The sequence below is a fragment of the Microbacterium sp. SMR1 genome, assembly GCF_003289625.1.
GTDB classification, from domain to species: Bacteria; Actinomycetota; Actinomycetes; order Actinomycetales; family Microbacteriaceae; genus Microbacterium; species Microbacterium plantarum.
The window spans coordinates 513178-533726 of record NZ_QMBN01000002.1 but is presented as its reverse complement, the minus strand read 5'-3'; the positions used below and the strand labels follow the sequence as shown (position 1 = coordinate 533726).

Here is a 20549-nt window from a genome sequence, read left to right as displayed (position 1 = left end):
CATGCACTCGTGGTGCATGTCATAGTGCATACACATGACAGATGACATGCATCAGAGGCCGGATACGCCAGCCATGAAGGGAACACCATGAACAACCACGACAACACCCCCGAGACGCCCGACACCCGCACGCGGTCGCTGCCCTTCTGGATGCGCGCGGCCGGAACCGCCCTCGCCGGCGAGATGAATCGGACGCTCGCCGCCGAGGGACTCGACCGCCGAGACTGGGCCGTGCTCGACGTCCTCGCGGGAGAGCGAGAGATCCCCGGCCTCGCCGAGCGCGTGCAACGCGGCGGCAAGCGCGTCCGCTCCCTCGCGGCTCGCGGCTGGGCCGTCGAGCGCGACGGCGCCTGGACCATCACTGAGGACGGACGTCGCGAGCGCGACCGCATCCACGGCCTCGTGAGCGGTGTCCGCGATCGCGTGCGCGACGCCGTGACGGAGGCGGACTACGTAACGACCCTCGCCTCGCTCGAGGCGATCGCCCGCGAGCTCGGCTGGGACGAGAGCTCACCGCGCCGATTCGGCCCGCGCGGCCGGCACGGCTTCGGGCGCGGCTTCGGTCACGGCTGCGGCCCTCGCTTCGGCGAGCACCCGCACCGCGGCGAGCACCCGCACCGCGGCGAGCGCGCCTTCGAGCGCGGCTTCACCGCGGGCTTCGCGGCCGGGCGCAACGCCGCCTGACCCACGACGTCCCGAACGGCGGCCCCGAGGCTCTCCACCTCGGGGCCGCTGTGCACCCCGGAACGGGCGTCAGGCGCCGCGCGACCCGGCGTCGATGGTGCCGACGTCGGTGCGGTGGAAGTTCTGGAAGGAGCGGGATGCCGTCGGCCCGCGCTGTCCCTGGTAGCGGTTGCCGTAGGGGCCCGACCCGTAGGAGTTCTCGCTCGGCGAGCTGAGCTGGAAGAAGCAGAGCTGCCCGATCTTCATGCCCGGCCACAGCTTGATGGGCAGAGTGGCCACATTGGCGAGCTCGAGCGTCACGTGACCCGAGAACCCCGGGTCGATGAATCCTGCCGTCGAATGAGTGATCAGGCCGAGGCGTCCGAGCGACGACTTGCCCTCCAGGCGCGCGGCGACGTCGTCGCCCAGGCGCACCTGCTCGAAGGTCGACCCGAGCGCGAACTCCCCGGGATGCAGGATGAAAGGCTGATCCGGCTCGACCTCGATCAGACGGGTCAGTTCGGGTTGATCCTGGGCGGGATCGATGAAGGGGTACTTGTGGTTGTCGAACAGCCGGAAGTAACGGTCGAGGCGCACGTCGACGCTCGACGGCTGCACCATCGAGGCATCCCAGGGATCGAGGCCGATGCGACCCTGGTCGATTCCGGCACGGATGTCGCGATCACTCAGCAGCACGGACACAGCCTAGAGCGCGACGCCGCCGCTACCGGCATCCGCGACAGCGTCATCCAGCCCGACGCCCCGCGGGCGGTGCCGTGGTCTGCCGGGCGACCAGCTTGGTCGGAAGCCGCAGGTGCGTGGCCGGCGGCGTCTCGCCGCGCATGAGGGCCAGCAGCATCTGGACCGCAGCCGCGCCCAACCGCCCCATCGGCTGACGCACCGTCGTGAGGGGAACCGGGAGCCGCGTCGCCTCGGGGATGTCGTCGAACCCGACGATCGACAGATCGCGCGGCACCTCGAGCCCGAGCTCGGCGGCGACCTGCAGGATCGCGATGGCCGACACGTCGTTCGCCGCGAACACCGCGGTGGGGCGATTGTCAGCCGAGAGCATCTCGATCGCGACCTCGCGCACCGTCGCCTCGCGATACCGGCCGGCACCGACGTACGTGGCATCGAACGGGATGCCGGCGTCGGCGAGCGCTCGGCGGTATCCGGCGTCGCGCGCGATCGACGATCGCAGGTCGGCGCGCCCCGCGATGTAGCCGATGCGCGTGTGGCCCATGCCGATGAGATAGGCCGTCGCCTCGCGGGCGCCGCCGTAGCTGTCGCTCTCGACGATCGGCACGTCGGCGGGGCCCGTGTGCGGGTCGATCGCGACGAGCGGCACGTCGGCGCTCGCCCTGACGACGGTCGGGGTGACCATGATGGCGCCGTCGATGAGCGTTCCGCTCAGCCGGGAGAGCGATCGGCGCTCCCACCCTTCTTCGTCACCGCGCGAGCCCGAGTACGCGAGCAGGTCGTAGCTGGTGTCACGCAGCGCCTCCCCCACGCCCTTCAGGATCTCGGCGCTGAACGGCTCGAAATCGGCGACGAGCACACCGATGACACCCGTCGAGCGCGAACGCATGCTGCTGGCGATGAGACTCGACTCGTAGCCGAGCTCGGCGACGGCCGCCATGACGGCATCCACGGTCGCCGTAGCGACGCCGTAACGCCCGTTGACGGCCTTGGACACGGTCGACACGGAGACGCCGGCACGCTCCGCGACGTCGTGGATGGTGGGTCGTCGTCGGTCCATGACCGCATGCTAGCCCGAAATGGAAACCGTTTTCGAAAACGTTTGACACCTCTTTGTTGCCCGCGCAAACTTTCGGTGTCCGACAGCACCAGCGAATGTCCGACGACTCCGAGCATCGCCGCTCGGCGATTCGAGCAGCCCAACCCGGGCCCGAAGCGGCGCGCTCGGCAGATGTCCACTCAACGAAGAGAGAAGGAATCACATGGCACGCACCATCACGGCTCGCCGCAAGGCTGCCGTCACGGCCGCCGTCCTGGCGGTGGGGGCGCTCGCGCTCACCTCCTGCAGCGGCAACGGCGACGGAGGCAGCGCCGACGGCACCGTCGAGATGACCCTGTGGCAGAACTCGACGACCGGCCCCGGCCAGGAGTTCTGGAAGGACGCGATCGCGGCGTTCGAGGCCGAGAACGAGAACGTGAAGATCTCGATGCAGTCCGTGCAGAACGAAGACATGGACGGCAAGCTCCAGACCGCGCTCAACGCGGGCGACCCGCCCGACATCTTCCTGCAGCGCGGTGGCGGCAAGATGGCCGCCATGGTGCAGGCCGGACAGCTGATGGACCTCACGGACCTCATCGGCGACACCGCCAAGGAAGAGATCTCCGAGGGCTCGTTCAAGGCCGAGACCTATCAGGACAAGGTGTGGGCGATGCCGCTCGCGGTGCTCCCCAGCGGGTTCTGGTACAGCTCCGACCTGTTCACCCAGGCCGGCATCACCGAGGCCCCCGCGACGGTCGAGGATCTCGAGGGCGTCGTCGACCAGCTCAAGGCCGCCGGCATCGCGCCCATCGCGCTCGGCGCGAAGGACGCCTGGCCCGCCGCGCACTGGTTCTACAACTTCGCCCTGCGCGAGTGCAGCCCGGAGACGATCGAGAAGACCGGCGACTCGAAGGATTTCAGCGATGAGTGCTGGCTGAAGTCCGCCGAGGACCTCGCCGACTTCGCCGAGCTGCAGCCGTTCAACGAGGGCTACCTCACGACCTCGGCGCAGCAGGGCGCGGGCAGCAGCGCAGGCCTCATCGCGAACCACCAGGCCGGCATGGAGCTCATGGGCGCGTGGAACCCGGGCGTCATCGCCTCGCTCACGCCGGACGAGCAGCCTCTCCCCGACCTGGCGTGGTTCCCCTTCCCCGAATTGTCGGGTGGCGAGGGTGAGCCCGGCTCGATCATGGGCGGCGTCGACGGATACTCCTGCTCGGCGAAGGCCCCGAAGGAGTGCGCCGACTTCCTGAACTTCCTCGCCAGCGCCGAGCAGCAGGAGGCCTACTACAAGGCCTTCAACGCACCGCCGGTCAACTCGGTCGCGCAGGAAGCGGTCGAGGAGGAGTACCTCCAGGAGGTTCTCGCCGCATACAACAAGGCACCCTTCGTCTCGCAGTGGCTCGACACCGTCCTCGGACAGAACGTCGGCAACGCGCTGAACGTCGCCGTCGTCGATCTGCTGGCGGGTAAGAGCACGCCCGAGCAGATGATCCAGTCGGTCTCCGACGCAGCGAAGAAGGGCTGATCCGCATCATGTCGCTCAGCGAGACAGCCGTGGCGGACTCCGCCGGCGGCGTGGATCTCGCGGCCCGGGGCGAGGGCGTCACCACGACGCCCTCGCCCTCCCGGCGCCGCCGAGGCCTGGGCTGGTCGGGTCGCCTCGAGATCGCGGTGCTCGTCGGCCCCGCCCTGGTGATGTTCGTCGGGTTCGTCATCTTCCCCGTCGTGATGGCGGCCTACTACGGCTTCTTCCGCTGGCAGGGCTACGGGCCGCCCACCGAGTTCGTCGGCCTGCAGAACTACATCACGATCCTCACCGATCCGACGTTCGTCGAGGCCCTCAGCCACAACGCGATCATCGTCGTGGCATCCCTCGTCCTCCAGGGACCGGTCGCGGTTCTGCTGGCTCTGCTGCTCAACCGCCGCATGCGGGGACAGTCGGTCATCCGCGTGCTGATCTTCGTGCCCTACGTCATCGCCGAGGTCGTCGTCGGCACGGGCTTCGGGCTCATGCTGCAGACGCAGGGCGCCCTCAACGGGGCCCTCGAGCAGCTCGGGCTGGGCGCGCTCACGCGCGACTGGATCGCCGATCCCTCGATCGCGATCTGGACGCTCATGGCCATCCTGACCTGGAAGTACGTCGGCTTCGCCGTCATCCTCTTCCTCGCGGGCCTCCAGGGAATCCCTGACGAGCTCTACGAGGCCGCTGCCCTCGACGGCGCGGGCTACTGGCAGATGCACTGGCGGATCACCCTGCCGCTGCTCGCCCCCACCCTGCGCATCTGGGCGTTCCTGTCGATCATCGGCGCACTGCAGCTGTTCGACCTCGTCTACATCATCTGGGGCCAGTACGTCGCATCGACAGCGGGCACCTCGACGATGGCCACCTACATGGTCGTCAACGGCCGCAACGCCGGCAGCTACGGCTTCGGAAACGCCGTCGCCGTCGTGATCTTCCTCATCTCCCTCGTCGTCGCGATCGTCTACCAGCGCTACGTGCTGCGCCGCGACACCGCGGGGGCCATCACCGAAGGGAAGCAGGAGCGATGACCGCCCTCACCTCCCCCGCAACTCGTGCGATCGTCGCGCCGGCACCCACCGGTCGTCGCGGCCGCCGCAAGGAGCGCCTGCCCTGGGGCAGCCCCGTCGTGTATTTCGTCGCCCTCGTGGTGATCGCGCTGATGCTCGCACCGGTGCTGTACATCATCATCGGAGGCTTCCGCAGCAACGCCCAGATCACCGTGGACCCGGCCGGCTGGCCGTCGCCGTGGAACATCGAGAACTACCTGGCGGTGCTCACCGGCTCGCAGTTCTGGCAGCAGGTGCTCAACTCGACCATCGCAGCCGGCGCGACGACGATCGGGGCCGTGCTGCTCGGCCTCATGGCGAGCTACATCCTCGCCCGGTACCGGTTCCGCGGCCGCGGGGTGCTGTACGCCGTCTTCGCCTCGGGCCTGATGTTCCCCATCACCGTCGCGATCACGCCGCTGTACATCGTCATCCGCGACCTCGGCCTGATGAACTCGCTCGCGGGCATCATCCTGCCGCAGATCGCCTTCGCGCTGCCGATGACGATCATCATCCTGGTGCCGTTCCTGCGGGCGATCCCCGACGAGATCCAGGAGGCCGCGTTCATCGACGGATGCGGGCGCCTGTCGTTCTTCTGGCGGATGGTGCTGCCCCTGTCGGTGCCCGGCGTCATCACGGTCGGCATCCTGGCCTTCATCGGCAGCTGGAACAGCTACCTGCTTCCGCTGTTCATCCTCAACAACGAGGCGACCTTCACCCTGCCGCTCGGCGTGCAGGCGTTCTCGTCGCAGTACTCGGTCGACACGGCGAAGGTTCTCGCCTTCACCTCTCTGTCGATGCTTCCCGCCCTGGCGTTCTTCAGCCTGTTCGAGCGCCGCATCGTCGGCGGTCTGACCGGCGCCGTCAAGGGCTGATCACCCGTAGAGAAAGCACGAACTGTGACCCTCACCGATATCTCCGTCTCGACGCGCGTCTCCGACCTGATCGCGCGCATGACCCTCGAAGAGAAGCTCGCCCAGCTGGTCGGCTTCTGGGTCGATCAGGGCGACGAGGTCGTCGCACCGATGGCCGGCGAGATGGCGTCGTCGACCGCGTACGCCGATGCGACCGTCCACGGCCTGGGGCAGCTGACCCGCGTCTACGGCACGCGGCCCGTCGACCCGATCGAGCGGGCGGCATGGCTGTGGGAGGAGCAGCGCCGACTCATTCGCGAGACGCGCCTGGGCATCCCCGCCCTCGTGCACGAGGAGTGCCTGACCGGCCTGGCGGCGTGGCAGGCGGCGACCTTCCCCACTCCCCTCGCGTGGGGCGCGGCGTTCGACCCGGAGCTCGTCGAGGAGATGGGAGCGCTGATCGGCGAGTCGATGCGCGAGCTCGGCATCCACCAGGGGCTCGCGCCGGTGCTCGACGTCATCCGCGACCCCCGCTGGGGACGCGTCGACGAGTGCATCGCCGAGGACCCGTACGTCGTGGGCGTCATCGGCACCGCGTATGTGCGGGGCCTGCAGAGCACGGGTGTCCACGCGACGCTGAAGCACTTCGTCGGGTACTCGGGCTCGCAGGCGGGCCGCAACCACGCGCCGGTCCACGCGGGACCGCGCGAGATCGCCGACGTGTTCCTGCCGCCGTTCGAGATGGCCGTCCGCGACGGCGGCGTGCGGTCGGTGATGAACTCGTACGCCGAGATCGACGGGATGCCGGTCGCGGCGACCCCCGCCTACCTCACCGATCTGCTGCGCGAGACGTGGGGGTTCGACGGCACCGTCGTGTCGGACTACTTCGCCGTCGCCTTCCTCCACACGATGCACGCCGTCGCCCGCGACCGCGGCGAGGCCGCGCAGCTCGCCCTTGAGGCCGGCATCGACGTCGAGCTGCCCACGGGCGACGCCTACGTCGGGCCGCTCGCCGAGCGCGTCCGCGCGGGCCAGGTCGACGAGGCGCTCATCGACCGCGCCGTTCGTCGAGTGCTGATCCAGAAGGAGGAGCTCGGGCTCCTCGACGAGACCTTCGAGGAGCCGCCGACGAGCATCGACCTCGACTCGCCCGCGCACCGCGCGGTCGCCCGGCGCCTGGCCGAGGAATCGGTCGTGCTGCTGACCAACGACGGCGTGCTGCCGCTCGCATCGCCCCGCCGCGTCGCCGTGATCGGACCGAACGGTGACAGCTCGGAAGCCCTCATGGGCTGCTACTCGTTCGCCAACCACGTGCTCGCCCACCACCCGGGCGTGCCGATGGGATTCGAGATCCCGACGCTCGCGGCATCGGTCATCGACGCCATGCCTGACGCCGAGGTCACCGTCGTGCGCGGCTGCGAGGCCGAGGGCGACGACCGGTCGGGCTTCATCGAGGCGGAGGATGCCGCACGCGCGGCCGACGTCGCGATCGTCGCCGTCGGCGACCGGGCCGGCCTGTTCGGGCGGGGCACCGTCGGCGAGGGGAACGACGCCGACTCGCTCGAGCTGCCGGGCGTACAGCGCGAGCTCGTCGAGCGTCTCGTTGCGACGGGGACGCCGGTCGTGCTCGTCGTCCTGTCGGGGCGTCCGTACGCGATCGACTGGGCACTTTCGGGCGAGGGGGCCGTCGCGGCAGCGCTGCAGACGTTCTTCCCGGGCGAAGAGGGCGGACCGGCGATCGCTGCGGTCCTGAGCGGCGAGGTCTCGCCCTCGGGTCACCTGCCCGTCTCGCTCCCCCGCTCGTCGGGTTCGCAGCCCTACAGCTACCTGCATCCGATCCTCGGCGGGCCGAACGAGATCACGAGCGCCGACAGCACGCCCGCACTGCCGTTCGGGCACGGGCTCAGCTACACGACGTTCGAGCGCGCCGCCCTGTCGGCGACGGCGTCGGTGTCGGCCGGAGACGCCTTCACGGCGACTGTACGCGTGCGGAACACGGGCGAGCGCGCGGGCACCGACCTCGTGCAGCTCTACGCCCGCGACGTCCACGGGAGCGTCACGCGTCCGGTCGCGCAGCTGCTCGGCTTCGCCCGCGTGCAGCTGGATGCCGGCGCCGAGGCGACCGTCTCGTTCGACGTGCCGACAGCGCGTCTGGCGTTCACCGGACGCGAGGGGATGCGCATCGTCGAGCCCGGCGAGATCGAGCTCTGGGTCGGACCGTCGTGCGCGGAGCGCGAGACCGAGGCAGCGATGGAGATCATCGGCGAGGTGCACCGCGTCACGGCATCCGACCGGCGGATCGTCGAGGTCTCGATTGAGCGCTGATTCCGGGGTCGTGCGGGGCGGGCGGTCCGGCTTCGGGCGGTCCGGGCCCTGTGGGGTAAGCTGACCGAGCACCCCCGGGTGCGTGGGGCTGTAGTTCAATGGCAGAACATCTGCTTCCCAAGCAGATAGCGCGGGTTCGATTCCCGTCAGCCCCTCCACTGCCCCGACGGGCGGCCACCGGCCGCGCGGCGGGGCATTCGCGTGGCTGCCGCCGGAAACGACCCGCGCCGGGTGGTCCCACGCCATCCGAGGCTCCACGCAGCGCGCAGCGATGCGAGGAGCAGGCGGTGAACTCGCCTCGCCCGCCTCAGCACTGACGAGCCGCGCACACCGAGCGCACCGATAACGGTTCTCCCCTGTTTTGGCGCATGGGAGGTTTCGGCACAGGGTTTTGCGCGCCGGGACCGGGTGAGCGCTTTGAGGCCGCGTGCCGATATCGATCAGTGTCGAGCGATTGCGGAACCTACAAGGTCGCGCGCTGTTGCGTAGCGGCGCGGATCGCGCCTACCCTTGAAACGTGCATTTGTACTTCCTGTGACGGCTGAGTAAGGCTTACCGCGCTCGTTGAGTCATCCGAGCTTGCGGCGGCCGCTCGTTCTCGACCCTGCACGGGTCGCCGTCATCTTGCGCACCTCGCACGCTTCTTAGCCGTGCGGTGCGTCGTTCCGAAGGATACGAATGCTCTCCCTCAACGCCCCTCTACCCGCGCGCCATCACGCGCAGCTCATCGCGTCCGACGTCTCTGTGATGCGCGGAGCCACCCCCGTCCTTAACCACGTTGACCTCACGATCACGGCCACCTCGCGCGTAGCGATCGTGGGCGAGAACGGCCGGGGTAAGTCGACGCTCCTGCACGTCCTCAGCGGCGCTCTCACCCCGGACAGCGGAGTAGTGCAGCGACTCGGGACGCTCGGCATAGCCGAACAGGAAATGCCGACCGGCGACGATAGAACTGTGGGCCAGGCGGTCGCGCAAGCGATCGCGCAGCCGCTGGCCGCCCTGGCGTCCCTCGATGAGGCTGCGGCGTCACTCTCGGCGGGCGTCACCGGAGCTGAGGAGCGATATGCCGCCGCTCTGGAGCACGCCGAAGTCCTCGATGCGTGGGACGCCGAACGCCGGGTGCAGATCGCGCTGGAAGCGCTTGACGCCGAAACCGATCCTGCCCGCCGACTGCACGACCTCTCCGTCGGGCAGCGGTACCGGGTGCGCTTGGCGTGCCTGCTCGGCGCCGATGACGATTTCCTGTTGCTCGACGAGCCGACGAACCATCTCGACAGGAGCGGCCTCGAGTTCCTGACGGCGCAACTGCGGTCGCGAAACGGCGGCGTGGTCGTCGTCTCCCACGATCGCGCGCTGCTATCCGACGTCGCGGAGACGATCGTCGACCTCGACCCAACGCCCGACGATCGGGTGCGCGTGTACGGCAACGGCTACGCCGGCTACCGGGAAGGCCGGCGCGCGGAGCGCGAAAGGTGGGAGCAAGAATACGAGCGACAGCAGACCGAGCTCGGGCGACTGCAGGACAGTCTCAGCTCAGCGCAGAACCGTCTCGTCTCGGGCTGGCGGCCAGAGAAGGGAACCAACAAGCACGGACGGGCGACGCGCGCGGGCGGGCTCGTGCAGAGTGTGCACCGCCGGCAGGAACAGCTCGAAGCGCACGCGGTGACCGCCCCCGAGCCGCCGCAAGTGTTCCGCTTCCCGGACCTCGCGACCCGAACCGGAGCGGTGCAGCTGAGTGTGGATGAGGTGACCGTGGCCGGCAGGCTCACACGCCCGGTGACGCTCTCGCTGGCGCACCGGGGACGTCTGGTCGTGACCGGCCCCAACGGGGCCGGGAAGTCCACTCTATTGAGCGTTGCAGCGGGTGATCTGCACGCGGACACGGGCAGCGTTCGTCGCCCATCGCATGTCCGGCTTGCGTTCCTCCGTCAGGAGACCGCGCTGCCGCTGGATCGCCGCGCAAGCGAGGTGTATGCGGCCTACGTCGACACACTCGTGACGGCCGGCACCGTCCGGCCGAGCGAGGCCGTCGGGCTGTCGCAGCTCGGACTCCTTCGTGCCCGCGAGTCGGGTAAGCGGATAGGTGAGCTGTCGATGGGCCAGCAACGTCGTCTCGACCTGGCCTTGGTGCTCGCCGCCAAGCCGCACGTGCTTCTGCTCGACGAACCGACCAACCACCTCTCGATCGCGCTCGTCGACGAACTGACCGACGCGCTCAACGCCACCCAAGCGGCTGTGATCGTATCTACCCACGACCGCCAGCTTCTCCGCGACGTCGACGGCTGGCCCTCGTTGCGACTGGCAGCACCGACCGAAAGCGAGGCGCTGGTATGACCCGCGAGACGGCCGACCGGCTGCGGGCGCTGCGCCCTCTCGCCATCCGCGACTATCGGCTGCTGTTCGCAGCCGTCGGTATCGAAGTCTTCGGCACCGGTATGTGGACCATCGTCATGGTGTTCCAGGTACTCGCACTCGACGACAGCCCCCTTGCCCTGTCAGCCGTAGCTACCGGGATCAGCCTCGGCCTCTTCGCCTTCTCGGTCCTCGGCGGGGTGGTGGCAGACCGCTTCTCGAAGCGGCGGATCATCATCATCGTGGAGGGATGCACCGCGGCGGTCATGACCACTGTCGCGGTGCTGTCCCTCACGGGCGCGGTCGAGCTGTGGCATGTCGGGCTCGCCTCGTTCGCGTTAGGTGCGGGTAGCGCGTTCTTCTACCCCGCCTACAGCGCCTATCTCCCGCAAGTGCTCCCACCCGAACAATTGCTCGCCGCGAACGGGCTTGAAGGGGCTCTCCGGCCATCAATGGGCCAGGGCCTCGGCCCCGCCATCGGAGGGATCGTCGTCGGGGCGCTCTTCCCCGCCGCTGGGGCGGTCATCGTCGCCGCGTCGTACGCTGTCGCGTTCGTCATCACCCTGTTCCTCGGTCGCCGGGAAGAAGCCGCCGAACCGGAACCGTCGGAGCAACGCACGAGCGTGTGGGGCGACCTCAAAGCCGGGGTCCGCTACGTCGCTCGCACCCGATGGCTGCTATGGACGCTGATCTTCGGATCATCGCTCGCGCTCATCATCCAGGGACCAATCGAGGTGCTGCTGCCGTTCCTCAGCCGCGACCGCTTCGACGACGCCGAAGCGACGTTCGGGCTCTTGCTCGCCGCCTACGGAATAGGCGGCGCGATCGGCTCGCTCCTCGTGTCGTCTCTCAAACTGCCCCGGCGCTATCTCACGCTCATGATCGGGCTCTGGGGCGGCGGAACCCTCCCGCTCGTGCTGATCGGCCTCATCAGCGACCTCGCGGTGATGCTCGTCACACTGTTCGCCGTAGGCGCGGCCACGGGAGCTGGTGTGGTCATCTGGGGCACGCTGCTTCAACGACTCGTGCCACCGGAGATGATCGGGCGCGTCGCCAGTCTCGACTTCTTCGTCTCGATCGCCTTCATGCCCGTTTCGATCGCGATCGCCGGGCCGCTGTCACTCGTCGTACCGATACCAGCGATCTTCATCGTGGCTGGCGTCGCACCGACGCTGCTCGGCGTCGTCGCCCTTGTCGCAGGACGCATGCGGCATGTCGAAACCAAACAACCACTGGACACGTGACCACGGAACAAGCACTCCCGACGGAACGGGATACTCGGACCGTGACACCGAGTCACTCCGCAACGTTGCCCTTGCAACAACGGGGCATGGCGCTCAGGCTACGGAAGCTATCGAGCACGAGCCGACACCATTTCAGAAGGCGATGACAGGAGGGAGCCGAGGTGGCTACTGACCGCACTGGCTTTGGCGTCGTGGCATTCCTGGCTGCCGCCGCGGTCACACCCGCCGGATGCGGACCCCAGGAGGCCGATGTGACACCAGACGAAGCCAAAGAGACGCTGACGAACATCATCCGCGAGTCCGCTGAGCTACTCGACACCGGCGGGTGAGAAGAGTCCAGCGCCCCCGGCGTCCAGACGTGCGACAACGGAAACAGCATCAAGTGGAACTACTTGTACTCCGCGATGCCCGGCGACGTGGAGCCGCTCGCTGACGCTGAGAAGATCGCCGCGCACTGGGAATCGCTCGGGATGACGGTGCGAATCAACACCGACCATGCGCCGGTGGTCTTCGCGACCGGGGGCCCGCTCCAAGGCCTCAGCTTCTCAACCGGGCCGGGCCTGTACGGGATCGGGGGCACCTCGGCATGCGTTCCCGGGAACGCGGATCAGATTCGCGACGAGGAGTACGTCGGGTAGCGTCGCGCACAGGGCCGCCGCCTACCCGTACCGCGCTGCAAGGCGCCGCGACCGACACCCCGGCTCAGCGGCATCCGTCCCGGGGTGTCGTGTCGGATCCCTTGCATCCCGGCCCAGCACAGCCGGATGCCGCCACCCGGTTCAGCCCTCGACGACGACCTCGTCGCCCACCCGCACCGCTCCCCCGCCGGCGGCGGGGAGGAGCAGGATGCCGAGGGTCGGCTCGGCCTGATCGAACTCGGTCGTCAGCACGCGCAGCAGGCGCGCGTCGCGCTCGCCCGTGTCGGGGTTGGCCATGATCGCGGCGCACCGGCCGATGGGGCGCTGCACGTCGAACGCGACCTCACCGATGCGGACGCGCCCGCTCCACCCCAGTTCATCCCACGCGCCGGCACCCGAAACGACGATGTTCGAGCGGAACCGCCGGCTGTCGACGGGCGCGGCCACCGCAGCATCCACGTCCTCGACCGAGGCGGCACCGTGCAGCGAGACGTAGCCGCGGGCCCGGTCCTGGAACCGGGCGGTGACACCGTCGCCGACGAGCCGCAGGGGCAGCACCCCCTCCTTCTCGAGCCGCCGGGCATCCGGTGACGCCTGCACGAACGCGGTCACGGCTTCCTCGAGCTCGCGCCGGCCGGCGTCATCGAGCCCCGCCTCGGCGAGCACGACACCGTCGGCGCTCAGCCGCAGCCACCGCGCGTCGGCGTCGAACTGCAGGGCCACACGAGCAAGCGCCGGGAAGTCCATGAGCGCGAGGCCGCGGCTCTTCGGCCACGACTCCAGGCCGTCGGCGCCCTCGGGCTCCACCGCGTCGGCGAAGCGGAACGCGAGCACCCGGTCACCGGCGATCCGGCCGTCGGGCTGGACGATGAGCTCGTCGCGCGCTTCGGGAGTGAACCCCTTGACGGGATAGCGGTACAGGGCGGAGACGACGGGCACACCGCTACTCTGCACCACCCCGCCCGAATCGCCACCAGCGCCGGCGATCTCACAACCGCCGATGGTGCGAAGAGAGAAAGAGGTAACGGAACGGACGATCAGCGAGACCGCCGGGGAAACACCCCGCCTCTAGCGTCGAGCACCATACCCACCGGCTCTCGACCGAAGGAGGACGCGATGTCCTACGTCAAGCCCACCGAGCTCGTTCAGACCGTCATCGACGCGGGCGCGTCGAAGGTCATGCTCTCGACCCGCGACACGCTCATCCGCTCCATCATGGGCGGCGCCGTCCTCACGATCGCCGCCGCCTTCGCCGTGACCATCACCGTGACGACGGGGATGCCGCTGCTCGGCGCCGTGCTCTTCCCGATCGGCTTCATCATGCTGTACCTGCTCGGCTACGACCTGCTGACCGGCGTCTTCGTGCTCGCGCCGCTCGCCTGGCTCGACCGGCGGCCGGGGGTGACGCTCGGCGGCATCCTGCGCAACTGGGGGCTGGTGTTCCTCGGCAACTTCATCGGCGCCTTCACCGTCGCCGTGCTGATGGCGATCGTCGTCACGTACGGCTTCTCGACGCCGCCGAACGAGGTGGGTCAGGCGATCGGCCACATCGGCGAGGGCCGCACGGTCGGCTACGCCGAGCACGGCGCGGCGGGCATGCTCACGCTCTTCGTCCGCGGCGTCCTGTGCAACTGGATGGTCGCGACGGGCGTCGTGCTGGCGATGATCTCGAAGGATGTCATCGGCAAGATCTTCGCGATGTGGATGCCGATCATGCTCTTCTTCTTCATGGGATTCGAGCACTCGATCGTGAACATGTTCCTGTTCCCCTCGGGACTCCTCCTCGGCGGCGACTTCACGATCATGGACTACCTGATCTGGAACGAGATCCCCACCGTGCTCGGCAACCTCGTCGGAGGCCTCGTCTTCGTCGCGATCCCGCTCTACTTCACCTACGGCCGGCCGACTTCGCCGCGCCGCGTACGCGCGCCGAAGCGAACCCGTGCGACCGGGACCGCCGAGCCTGTAGCCACCGAGCCCGCCGCCGCGGAGCCGGCAGCCGTCGAGCCCGCGACCGCCCGGGTGTGACCCATGGTCCGCACCGTAAACAGCCGGAAACACGCCGCTGACGGCGCCGCAACCTCGCCCGCGTACGGTCACGACATGAGCTCCACCGGCCCCACCCGACACGTCGTCGTGGTGGGTGCCGGGATGGTCGCCCACCGTTTCGTCGAGAGCCTGCTGAGCCGCGCCGACGACACCTGGCGCGTGACAGTCGTCGGCGATGAGCCGCGACACCCCTACGACCGGGTCGGGCTGACGTCGTTCTTCGCCGGCGCCTCCACTGAAGACCTCGAGCTCGACCGGTCGCCGTTCGACGACGAGCGCGTGCGGTTCCTCCGCGGGCGCACCGTCACCGGCATCGATCGCGACGCCGGCGAGGTGCTCGTCGATTCCGGCGAGCGCATCGGCTACGACCGGCTCGTGCTGGCGACGGGCTCGTACGCGGCCCGGCTCGCCGTGGACGGATACGACCACGAGGGCTGCTTCGTCTACCGCACCCTCGACGACGTCGAAGCCCTCGAGGCGTTCGTGCAGCGCCGGTCGGCCGAGCTCGGCCGGCCGCTCACCGGAACCGTCATCGGCGGCGGCCTGCTCGGCCTCGAAGCGGCGGGCGCGCTGCAGGGACTCGACGTCGACTGCACCGTCGTGCAGTCCTCCGACAGGCTGATGTCGGCTCAGCTCGACCTCCCCGCCGGTGATGCCCTGCGCCGCCTGATCACGGCACGGGGTATCGGGGTGCGCACCTCGGCGCTGACCACCCGACTCGACGCCGATCGCACCGGCCAGGTGGTCGGGCTCGAGTTCCGCGACGGCACGTGGGAGCGCACCGACGTCGTCGTCTTCACCGTCGGCGTCCGGCCCCGCGACGAGCTCGCGCGCGCAGCGGGCCTCGCTGTCGACCCGCGCGGCGGCGTCGTGATCGACCAGGGGTGCGACACCTCGGATGCCCGCATCCTGGCGATCGGCGAGGTCGCCAGCTTCGGCGGGCAGTGCGTCGGGCTCGTCGCTCCCGGCTACGCGATGGCCGAGGTCGCCGCGACGCGCCTGCTCGGGCTCGAGGCCAGCTTCGGCGGCTTCGACGTGTCGACGAAGCTCAAGCTGTCGGGCGTCGATGTCGCGAGCTTCGGCGACGCGTTCGCCGAGACGCCCGGGGCGCTCGACGTCGTGTACGCCGACCCTGTGGCCGGGGTCTACAAGAAGCTCGTGCTCTCGGATGACGCGAAGACGCTGCTCGGCGGCATCCTCGTGGGCGACGCGTCGGCCTACGGGTCGCTGCGTCCGCTCGTGGGCGGCGCGCTCGGCGGCGACCCGGTCGCCTACCTCATGCCGGACGGCGGCGTCGCGGCCCCGACCGGCGAGCTGCCCGATGCGGCCCTCGTCTGCTCGTGCAACAGCGTGACGGCTGGCGGCATCCGTTCGGCCGTCCACGACGAGGGATGCACAGATGTCGCCGCCGTCAAGGCCTGCACGAAGGCGGGAGCCGCGTGCGGCTCGTGCGTCCCGATGATCAAGAAGCTCGTCGGCGCCGAGCTCGCGAAGTCGGGCGCGACCGTCAGCAACGCCCTCTGCGAGCACTTCGACCTGTCGCGCCGGCAGCTCTTCGACGCGGTGCGGGTGTCGGGCCTGACGACGTTCAGCGCCGTGATCGAGCGCTTCGGCGCCGGGCGCGGATGCGACATCTGCAAGCCCGCGCTCGCCAGCATCCTGTCGACCCTCACCGGCCGTCACGTGCTCGACGGCGAGAACGCGACGCTGCAGGACACGAACGATCACGTCATGGCGAACATGCAGAAGGACGGCAGCTACTCCGTCGTCCCCCGCATCCCGGGCGGCGAGATCACCCCGGCGAAGCTGCTCGTGATCGCGCAGGTCGCCCAGGACTTCAACCTGTACACGAAGATCACCGGCGGCCAGCGGATCGACCTCTTCGGGGCCCGGTTGGAACAGCTGCCGGCGATCTGGGGGCGACTCGTCGAGGCCGGCTTCGAGTCGGGTCACGCGTACGGCAAGTCGCTGCGCACCGTTAAGTCGTGCGTGGGGTCGACCTGGTGCCGGTACGGGGTGCAGGACTCCGTCGGCATGGCGGTGCGCCTCGAGCTGCGGTACCGGGGCCTGCGCGCTCCGCACAAGTTCAAGCTCGGAGTCTCCGGATGCGCCCGCGAATGCGCCGAGGCCCGCGGGAAGGACGTGGGGGTGATCGCGACCGAGACCGGGTGGAACGTCTACGTCGGCGGAAACGGCGGGTTCACTCCGCGTCACGCGGTGCTGCTGGCCGAGAACCTCGACGACGACGCCCTCCTGAGGGCGATCGACCGCTTCCTGATGTACTACATCTCGACGGCCGACCGGCTGCAGCGCACCGCTCCGTGGTTCGAAGACCTCGAGGGCGGGATCGACGGTCTGCGCGCCGTCATCTTCGACGACGCGCTCGGGATCTGCGCCGATCTGGATGCCGCGATGGCGCGCCACATCGACGCGTACGAGGACGAGTGGGCGGCGACCCTCGCCGACCCCGAGAAGCTGCGGCGGTTCGCGTCGTTCGTCAACGCGCCGACGACGCCGGACCCGTCGCTGGCGTACATCGTCGAGCGAGGTCAGCCGCGCCCCGCGACCGCCGACGAACGCACGGACGACCGCGTGCTCATCGCCGGCACGACCCTGGAGGTGCGGCGATGACCCTGGTGGACGACACGATGAGCGAGACCGGCAGCGCACCCCGCGCGCGGAGCCGCAGCTCGGCGTGGACGGCGGTGTGCCGGCTCGACGACCTCGAGGTCGAGCGTGGCCGTGCGGCGCTGCTCGGAGACCGGCAGATCGCCCTGTTCCTCCTGCACGACGGTCGTGTTCACGCGACGGCCAACCTCGACCCGTACAGCGGCGCGAACGTCATGTCGCGCGGGATCGTCGGCACCCGCGGCGACGCCCCCACGGTCGCGTCGCCGATGTACAAGCAGGTCTTCGACCTGCGGACGGGCGTGTGTCTCGACACCCAGGGCAAGGAGCAGCGGATGCTGCCGGTCTGGCCGGTGGCCGTGAACGGCGAAGGCACCGTCTTCATCCGAGACGGAGGTGCGGTATGACGACGATGCTCGGGCTCTCGCTCACCGGCCGCCGCGTCGTCTTCGTCGGCGGCGGCGCCGTCGCCGCGCGGCGGATCGGCCGTTTCCTCGACGAAGGAGCGGACGTCCGGGTCGTGTCCCCCGCCCTCGGCGACGCCATGCGGGATGTCGTGACCGCGCACGGCCTCACCTGGCTGCCGCGCGACGTGCGGCGGGACGACATCGCCGACGCCTGGCTCGTGCACACCGCTACCGGCATCCCCCGGGTGGATGCCGCGGTCGCGGCGTGGTGCGAATCGGACCGCGTCTTCTGCGTGAACACCTCCGACGGGGCGCACGGCTCGGCGCGGCTGGCGGCTGAGACCCGCAGTGGCGACGTCATCGTGGGGGTCGCCTCGGACGCGGGCGTCGACCCGCGACGCGCGGTGCGCCTGCGCGACGCGATCGCCGCCGCGCTGCGTGCCGGGATGCTGCCGCTGCGCCGACGCCGCCGCGGCGGCGGTCGCGTCGACCTCGTCGGCGGCGGCCCGGGTCCGGCCGACCTCATGACCGTGCGGGGCCGGCGCCTCCTCGCCGAAGCGGATGTCGTCGTGGCCGACCGGCTCGGCCCCGTCGAGGTGCTTCACGAGCTCGAGCCCGGTGTCGAGGTCATCGACGTCGGCAAGCAGCCCGGCCACCACCCGGTGACGCAGGACGAGATCAACGCCCTGCTGGTCGCTCATGCCCGCGCCGGCAAACGCGTCGTGCGCCTGAAAGGCGGCGACCCGTTCGTCTTCGGCCGCGGTGGCGAGGAGGTCGCGGCCTGCCACGCGGCCGGCATCCCGGTCGAGGTCGTCCCCGGCCTCACGAGCATCGTCTCGGTGCCGCAAGCCGCCGGCATCCCGGTCACCCACCGCGGCGTCTCGGGCGGGCTCCACGTCGCCAACGGCCAGGGGCCGATCACGCCGTCGACACGGGCGGCGCTCGGCGACGACGCGATCACGACCGTCTTCCTGATGGGCGTCGCCGCGCTGCCGCGCATCGTCGAGGCCGCGCGGGCCGCGGGCGCTCCTCTCGAGCGTCCGGTCGCCATCGTCGAGCGGGGGCACACGCCGCAGCAGCGCACGACCCGATCGACGCTCGCGACGGTGCTCGCGGATGCCGCAGCCGCCGGTGTCACGAATCCCGCCGTCATCGTGATCGGCGAGGTCGCCCGAGCGGGCCTGCTGCTCGCGCCGGCTGAGGAGCGGGAGCGCGTCATCCGGTGAACCAGTCCGTCCGTCCCGCGCTCTCGGCCGCCCTCGGCGGCTGCACGATCGTCATCGCCGTCGATCGGCGATCGAACGAGCTCGCGACGGCGCTCGAGAGACACGGAGCGACCGTGCGCCATGCCCCGGCGCTGAGCATCGTGCCCCACATCGACGACGAGGCACTCATCTCGGCGACGCGCTCGCTCATCGCCGATCCGCCGGATGTCGTCGTCGTGACGACGGGCGTGGGATTCCGGGGGTGGATGGAGGCTGCCGACGAAGCGGGACTCCTCGACGATCTGCACGACGCCTTCGCGGGTGCCCAGATCGTCGCCCGCGGGCCCAAGGCGCGCGGCGCGATCCAGCAAGCGGGTCTGCTGGCGGACTGGGTCGCCGAGTCGGAGACCTCGGGTGAGCTCGGCGAGTTCCTGCTCGCCGAAGGCGTGCGCGGTCGCCGCGTCGCGGTGCAGCATCACGGTTCGGGAGCCGATGGCCTCGACGAACTGTTCACGGGGGCGGGCGCGGAGGTCGTCAGCCTCACCGTGTACCGGTGGGGGCCGCCGCCGGATCCGGCCGCCGTCGCGCGCTCGGTCGTCGCGACCGCGCAGGGTGAGGTCGACGCGGTGCTGTTCACGTCCGCTCCGGGCGCAGCGGAATGGATCGCGACGGCCCGGCGCGAGGGTGTCATCGACGAGATCGTCCGGCGGGCGCGGGGCCGGCGGCTGCTTCTCGCGGCCGTCGGGCCGATCACGGCGGCTCCCCTCCGCGGCGCCGGAGCGGAACCTCTCATCGCCGAGCGCGGGCGGTTGGGCTCGCTCGTCCGTGCCGTGGTCACCCACTTCGGCGGCGGGCACGCACCCTCGCTTCCGACGCCGGCGGGGCTGCTGGAGCTGCGCAGCTCGGCCGCCGTTCTCGATGGCCGCGTCATCCCGCTCTCGCCGACCTCGGCCCTCATCCTCGAAGCGCTGTTCACCGCGGCGGGTGGCGTCGTGAGTCGCGCCGATCTGCAGCGGTCGCTTCCGCGTTCGAACGCCGGCGACCACGCCCTCGACGTCGCGATCGCCCGCACGCGCGAAGCGCTCGGGTGCTCCGGCCTCATCCGGACGGTCGTCAAGCGCGGCTACCGCCTCGACCTCACGACGACGGGAGCGACACCATGACGCCGGTCCTCATCGCCTGCTCCCACGGCACGAGCTCCCTCGAGGGGCGCGCCGCGATCGCCGGTGTCGTGACGCGAGTCCGACAGATGCTTCCCGGAGTGCAGGTCGAAGAGGCGTTCGTCGACGTGCAGGAACCCGAGATCGACGCCGTCGTGGCGGGCGTGCCCGCGGGGGCGGCATCCGTCGTGGTGCCTCTCCTGCTCTCCACCGGCTTCCACACGCGGGTCGACATCGCACGTGCGGTCGCAGCGGCTCCCGGCCCGTGCGTCGCGACTCCCGCGCTCGGCCCGCACGACCTGCTGGCCGGTCTGCTCGCCGAGCGGCTGCGCGCCGCCGGCCTGGGCGCAGCCGACGCGCCGCCCGGCGCCGAGGCCGTCGTGCTCGCGGCGGCGGGATCGTCCGATCCGGCGGCCGAGGTCGACGTCGCGGCGATGGCCGACCTGCTGGCCGCCCGCCTGGGGATGCCGGTGTCGGTGGGTTTCGCCGCGGGCGCCGGCATCCGCATCGACGCGGCGGTCGCGGCCGCGCGCTCCGCCGGAGCGACACGCGTCTTCGCCGCGAGCTATGTCCTCGCGCCCGGGCACTTCGCGGGCGTGATCGCGGGCGCCGGCGCCGACGTCGTGACCGACCCCCTCGCGCCCGACGAGGCGGTGGCAGCCGTCGTCGTCGAGAGGTACCGCGCCTCGCTTCGCTGACGCGTGGGGTACCGCTG

At 70.2% G+C, this 20549-nt stretch carries 18 protein-coding genes and 1 tRNA gene; 16 read left to right on the top strand and 3 right to left on the bottom strand.

All coding sequences use genetic code 11. The features are described 5' to 3' along the window. The first annotated feature begins 87 nt into the window (after positions 1–87). Positions 88–684: a hypothetical protein gene (locus DO944_RS07145; RefSeq protein WP_112616067.1), complete on the top strand. Its 597-nt coding sequence runs from the start codon at positions 88–90 to the stop codon at positions 682–684. Between the two features lie 69 nt (positions 685–753). Here DO944_RS07145 and dcd read toward each other — a convergent pair whose 3' ends face one another. Together dcd and DO944_RS07135 are read right to left on the bottom strand one after the other, a co-directional pair. After that, a complete protein-coding gene (gene dcd / locus DO944_RS07140; protein ID WP_023952839.1) occupies positions 754–1359 on the bottom strand; it encodes a dCTP deaminase in 606 nt (201 codons plus the stop codon). A gap of 49 nt (positions 1360–1408) precedes the next feature. Next, the gene (locus tag DO944_RS07135; RefSeq protein ID WP_112616065.1) at positions 1409–2422 is read right to left on the bottom strand and encodes a LacI family DNA-binding transcriptional regulator; all 1014 of its coding nucleotides are present in this window, start codon (positions 2420–2422) and stop codon (positions 1409–1411) included. Positions 2423–2624: 202 nt separating this feature from the next. Here DO944_RS07135 and DO944_RS07130 point away from each other — a divergent pair, with 202 nt between their 5' ends. From DO944_RS07130 to DO944_RS07095, 9 genes are all read left to right on the top strand, one after another. After that, positions 2625–3929: an ABC transporter substrate-binding protein gene (locus DO944_RS07130; RefSeq protein WP_112616063.1), complete on the top strand. Its 1305-nt coding sequence runs from the start codon at positions 2625–2627 to the stop codon at positions 3927–3929. An 8-nt stretch (positions 3930–3937) separates the two neighbouring features. Further along, positions 3938–4954 (top strand): carbohydrate ABC transporter permease, encoded by a 1017-nt coding sequence (locus tag DO944_RS07125; protein ID WP_112616061.1) that lies wholly within the window; start codon positions 3938–3940, stop codon positions 4952–4954. Then, complete coding sequence (locus DO944_RS07120) at positions 4951–5847, top strand: carbohydrate ABC transporter permease (RefSeq protein WP_094261028.1); 897 nt, start codon at positions 4951–4953, stop codon at positions 5845–5847. Before DO944_RS07125 ends, DO944_RS07120 begins: the two co-directional genes overlap by 4 nt. Positions 5848–5925: 78 nt before the next feature. Beyond that, entirely contained in the window at positions 5926–8151 is a 2226-nt protein-coding gene (locus tag DO944_RS07115) for a beta-glucosidase (protein ID WP_112616946.1), read from the top strand. Positions 8152–8235: 84 nt separating this feature from the next. Next, positions 8236–8309, top strand: a tRNA-Gly gene (locus DO944_RS07110). Positions 8310–8829: 520 nt separating this feature from the next. Then, positions 8830–10485, top strand: coding sequence for an ABC-F family ATP-binding cassette domain-containing protein (locus DO944_RS07105; RefSeq protein ID WP_112616059.1), 1656 nt, complete (start codon positions 8830–8832; stop codon positions 10483–10485). Further along, on the top strand, positions 10482–11747 hold the full coding sequence (locus DO944_RS07100; RefSeq protein WP_112616057.1) for an MFS transporter: 1266 nt from the start codon (positions 10482–10484) through the stop codon (positions 11745–11747). Before DO944_RS07105 ends, DO944_RS07100 begins: the two co-directional genes overlap by 4 nt. Before the next feature lie 161 nt (positions 11748–11908). Beyond that, positions 11909–12076 carry a hypothetical protein gene (locus DO944_RS15660; protein ID WP_181574178.1) on the top strand — a complete coding sequence of 56 codons (168 nt, stop codon included), beginning with the start codon at positions 11909–11911 and terminating at the stop codon, positions 12074–12076. Positions 12077–12151: 75 nt separating this feature from the next. Further along, on the top strand, positions 12152–12385 hold the full coding sequence (locus tag DO944_RS07095) for a hypothetical protein (protein WP_112616055.1): 234 nt from the start codon (positions 12152–12154) through the stop codon (positions 12383–12385). A 141-nt stretch (positions 12386–12526) separates the two neighbouring features. Here the strand turns inward: DO944_RS07095 and DO944_RS07090 are convergent, their stop codons facing one another. Next, complete coding sequence (locus DO944_RS07090; protein ID WP_112616053.1) at positions 12527–13324, bottom strand: MOSC domain-containing protein; 798 nt, start codon at positions 13322–13324, stop codon at positions 12527–12529. A 177-nt stretch (positions 13325–13501) separates the two neighbouring features. On the opposite strand from DO944_RS07090, the gene DO944_RS07085 reads away from it, so the two are divergent. The 6 genes from DO944_RS07085 (at position 13502) to DO944_RS07060 (ending at position 20532) form a co-directional block, all read left to right on the top strand. Further along, a complete protein-coding gene (locus tag DO944_RS07085) occupies positions 13502–14413 on the top strand; it encodes a formate/nitrite transporter family protein (protein WP_112616051.1) in 912 nt (303 codons plus the stop codon). Positions 14414–14488: 75 nt separating this feature from the next. Next, a complete protein-coding gene (nirB, locus tag DO944_RS07080; protein ID WP_112616945.1) occupies positions 14489–17065 on the top strand; it encodes a nitrite reductase large subunit NirB in 2577 nt (858 codons plus the stop codon). After that, entirely contained in the window at positions 17062–17469 is a 408-nt protein-coding gene (gene nirD, locus DO944_RS07075) for a nitrite reductase small subunit NirD (protein WP_112616049.1), read from the top strand. Before nirB ends, nirD begins: the two co-directional genes overlap by 4 nt. Further along, positions 17466–18695 (top strand): uroporphyrinogen-III C-methyltransferase, encoded by a 1230-nt coding sequence (gene cobA / locus DO944_RS07070; RefSeq protein ID WP_112616047.1) that lies wholly within the window; start codon positions 17466–17468, stop codon positions 18693–18695. Before nirD ends, cobA begins: the two co-directional genes overlap by 4 nt. Next, a complete protein-coding gene (locus DO944_RS07065) occupies positions 18692–19837 on the top strand; it encodes a uroporphyrinogen-III synthase (protein WP_112616045.1) in 1146 nt (381 codons plus the stop codon). Before cobA ends, DO944_RS07065 begins: the two co-directional genes overlap by 4 nt. Next, the gene (locus DO944_RS07060; protein ID WP_112616043.1) at positions 19834–20532 is read left to right on the top strand and encodes a sirohydrochlorin chelatase; all 699 of its coding nucleotides are present in this window, start codon (positions 19834–19836) and stop codon (positions 20530–20532) included. Before DO944_RS07065 ends, DO944_RS07060 begins: the two co-directional genes overlap by 4 nt. Positions 20533–20549: the final 17 nt, after the last annotated feature.

What these genes read in the sequence shown, in the direction of transcription:
- DO944_RS07145 (WP_112616067.1), top strand. Translation starts at nt 88, where the DNA reads ATGAACAACCACGACAACACCCCCGAGACGCCCGACACCCGCACGCGG.
- DO944_RS07135 (WP_112616065.1), bottom strand. Translation starts at nt 2,422, where the DNA reads ATGGACCGACGACGACCCACCATCCACGACGTCGCGGAGCGTGCCGGC.
- DO944_RS07130 (WP_112616063.1), top strand. Translation starts at nt 2,625, where the DNA reads ATGGCACGCACCATCACGGCTCGCCGCAAGGCTGCCGTCACGGCCGCC.
- DO944_RS07125 (WP_112616061.1), top strand. Translation starts at nt 3,938, where the DNA reads ATGTCGCTCAGCGAGACAGCCGTGGCGGACTCCGCCGGCGGCGTGGAT.
- DO944_RS07120 (WP_094261028.1), top strand. Translation starts at nt 4,951, where the DNA reads ATGACCGCCCTCACCTCCCCCGCAACTCGTGCGATCGTCGCGCCGGCA.
- DO944_RS07115 (WP_112616946.1), top strand. Translation starts at nt 5,926, where the DNA reads ATGACCCTCGAAGAGAAGCTCGCCCAGCTGGTCGGCTTCTGGGTCGAT.
- DO944_RS07105 (WP_112616059.1), top strand. Translation starts at nt 8,830, where the DNA reads ATGCTCTCCCTCAACGCCCCTCTACCCGCGCGCCATCACGCGCAGCTC.
- DO944_RS07100 (WP_112616057.1), top strand. Translation starts at nt 10,482, where the DNA reads ATGACCCGCGAGACGGCCGACCGGCTGCGGGCGCTGCGCCCTCTCGCC.
- DO944_RS07095 (WP_112616055.1), top strand. Translation starts at nt 12,152, where the DNA reads ATGCCCGGCGACGTGGAGCCGCTCGCTGACGCTGAGAAGATCGCCGCG.
- DO944_RS07085 (WP_112616051.1), top strand. Translation starts at nt 13,502, where the DNA reads ATGTCCTACGTCAAGCCCACCGAGCTCGTTCAGACCGTCATCGACGCG.
- nirB (WP_112616945.1), top strand. Translation starts at nt 14,489, where the DNA reads ATGAGCTCCACCGGCCCCACCCGACACGTCGTCGTGGTGGGTGCCGGG.
- nirD (WP_112616049.1), top strand. Translation starts at nt 17,062, where the DNA reads ATGACCCTGGTGGACGACACGATGAGCGAGACCGGCAGCGCACCCCGC.
- cobA (WP_112616047.1), top strand. Translation starts at nt 17,466, where the DNA reads ATGACGACGATGCTCGGGCTCTCGCTCACCGGCCGCCGCGTCGTCTTC.
- DO944_RS07060 (WP_112616043.1), top strand. Translation starts at nt 19,834, where the DNA reads ATGACGCCGGTCCTCATCGCCTGCTCCCACGGCACGAGCTCCCTCGAG.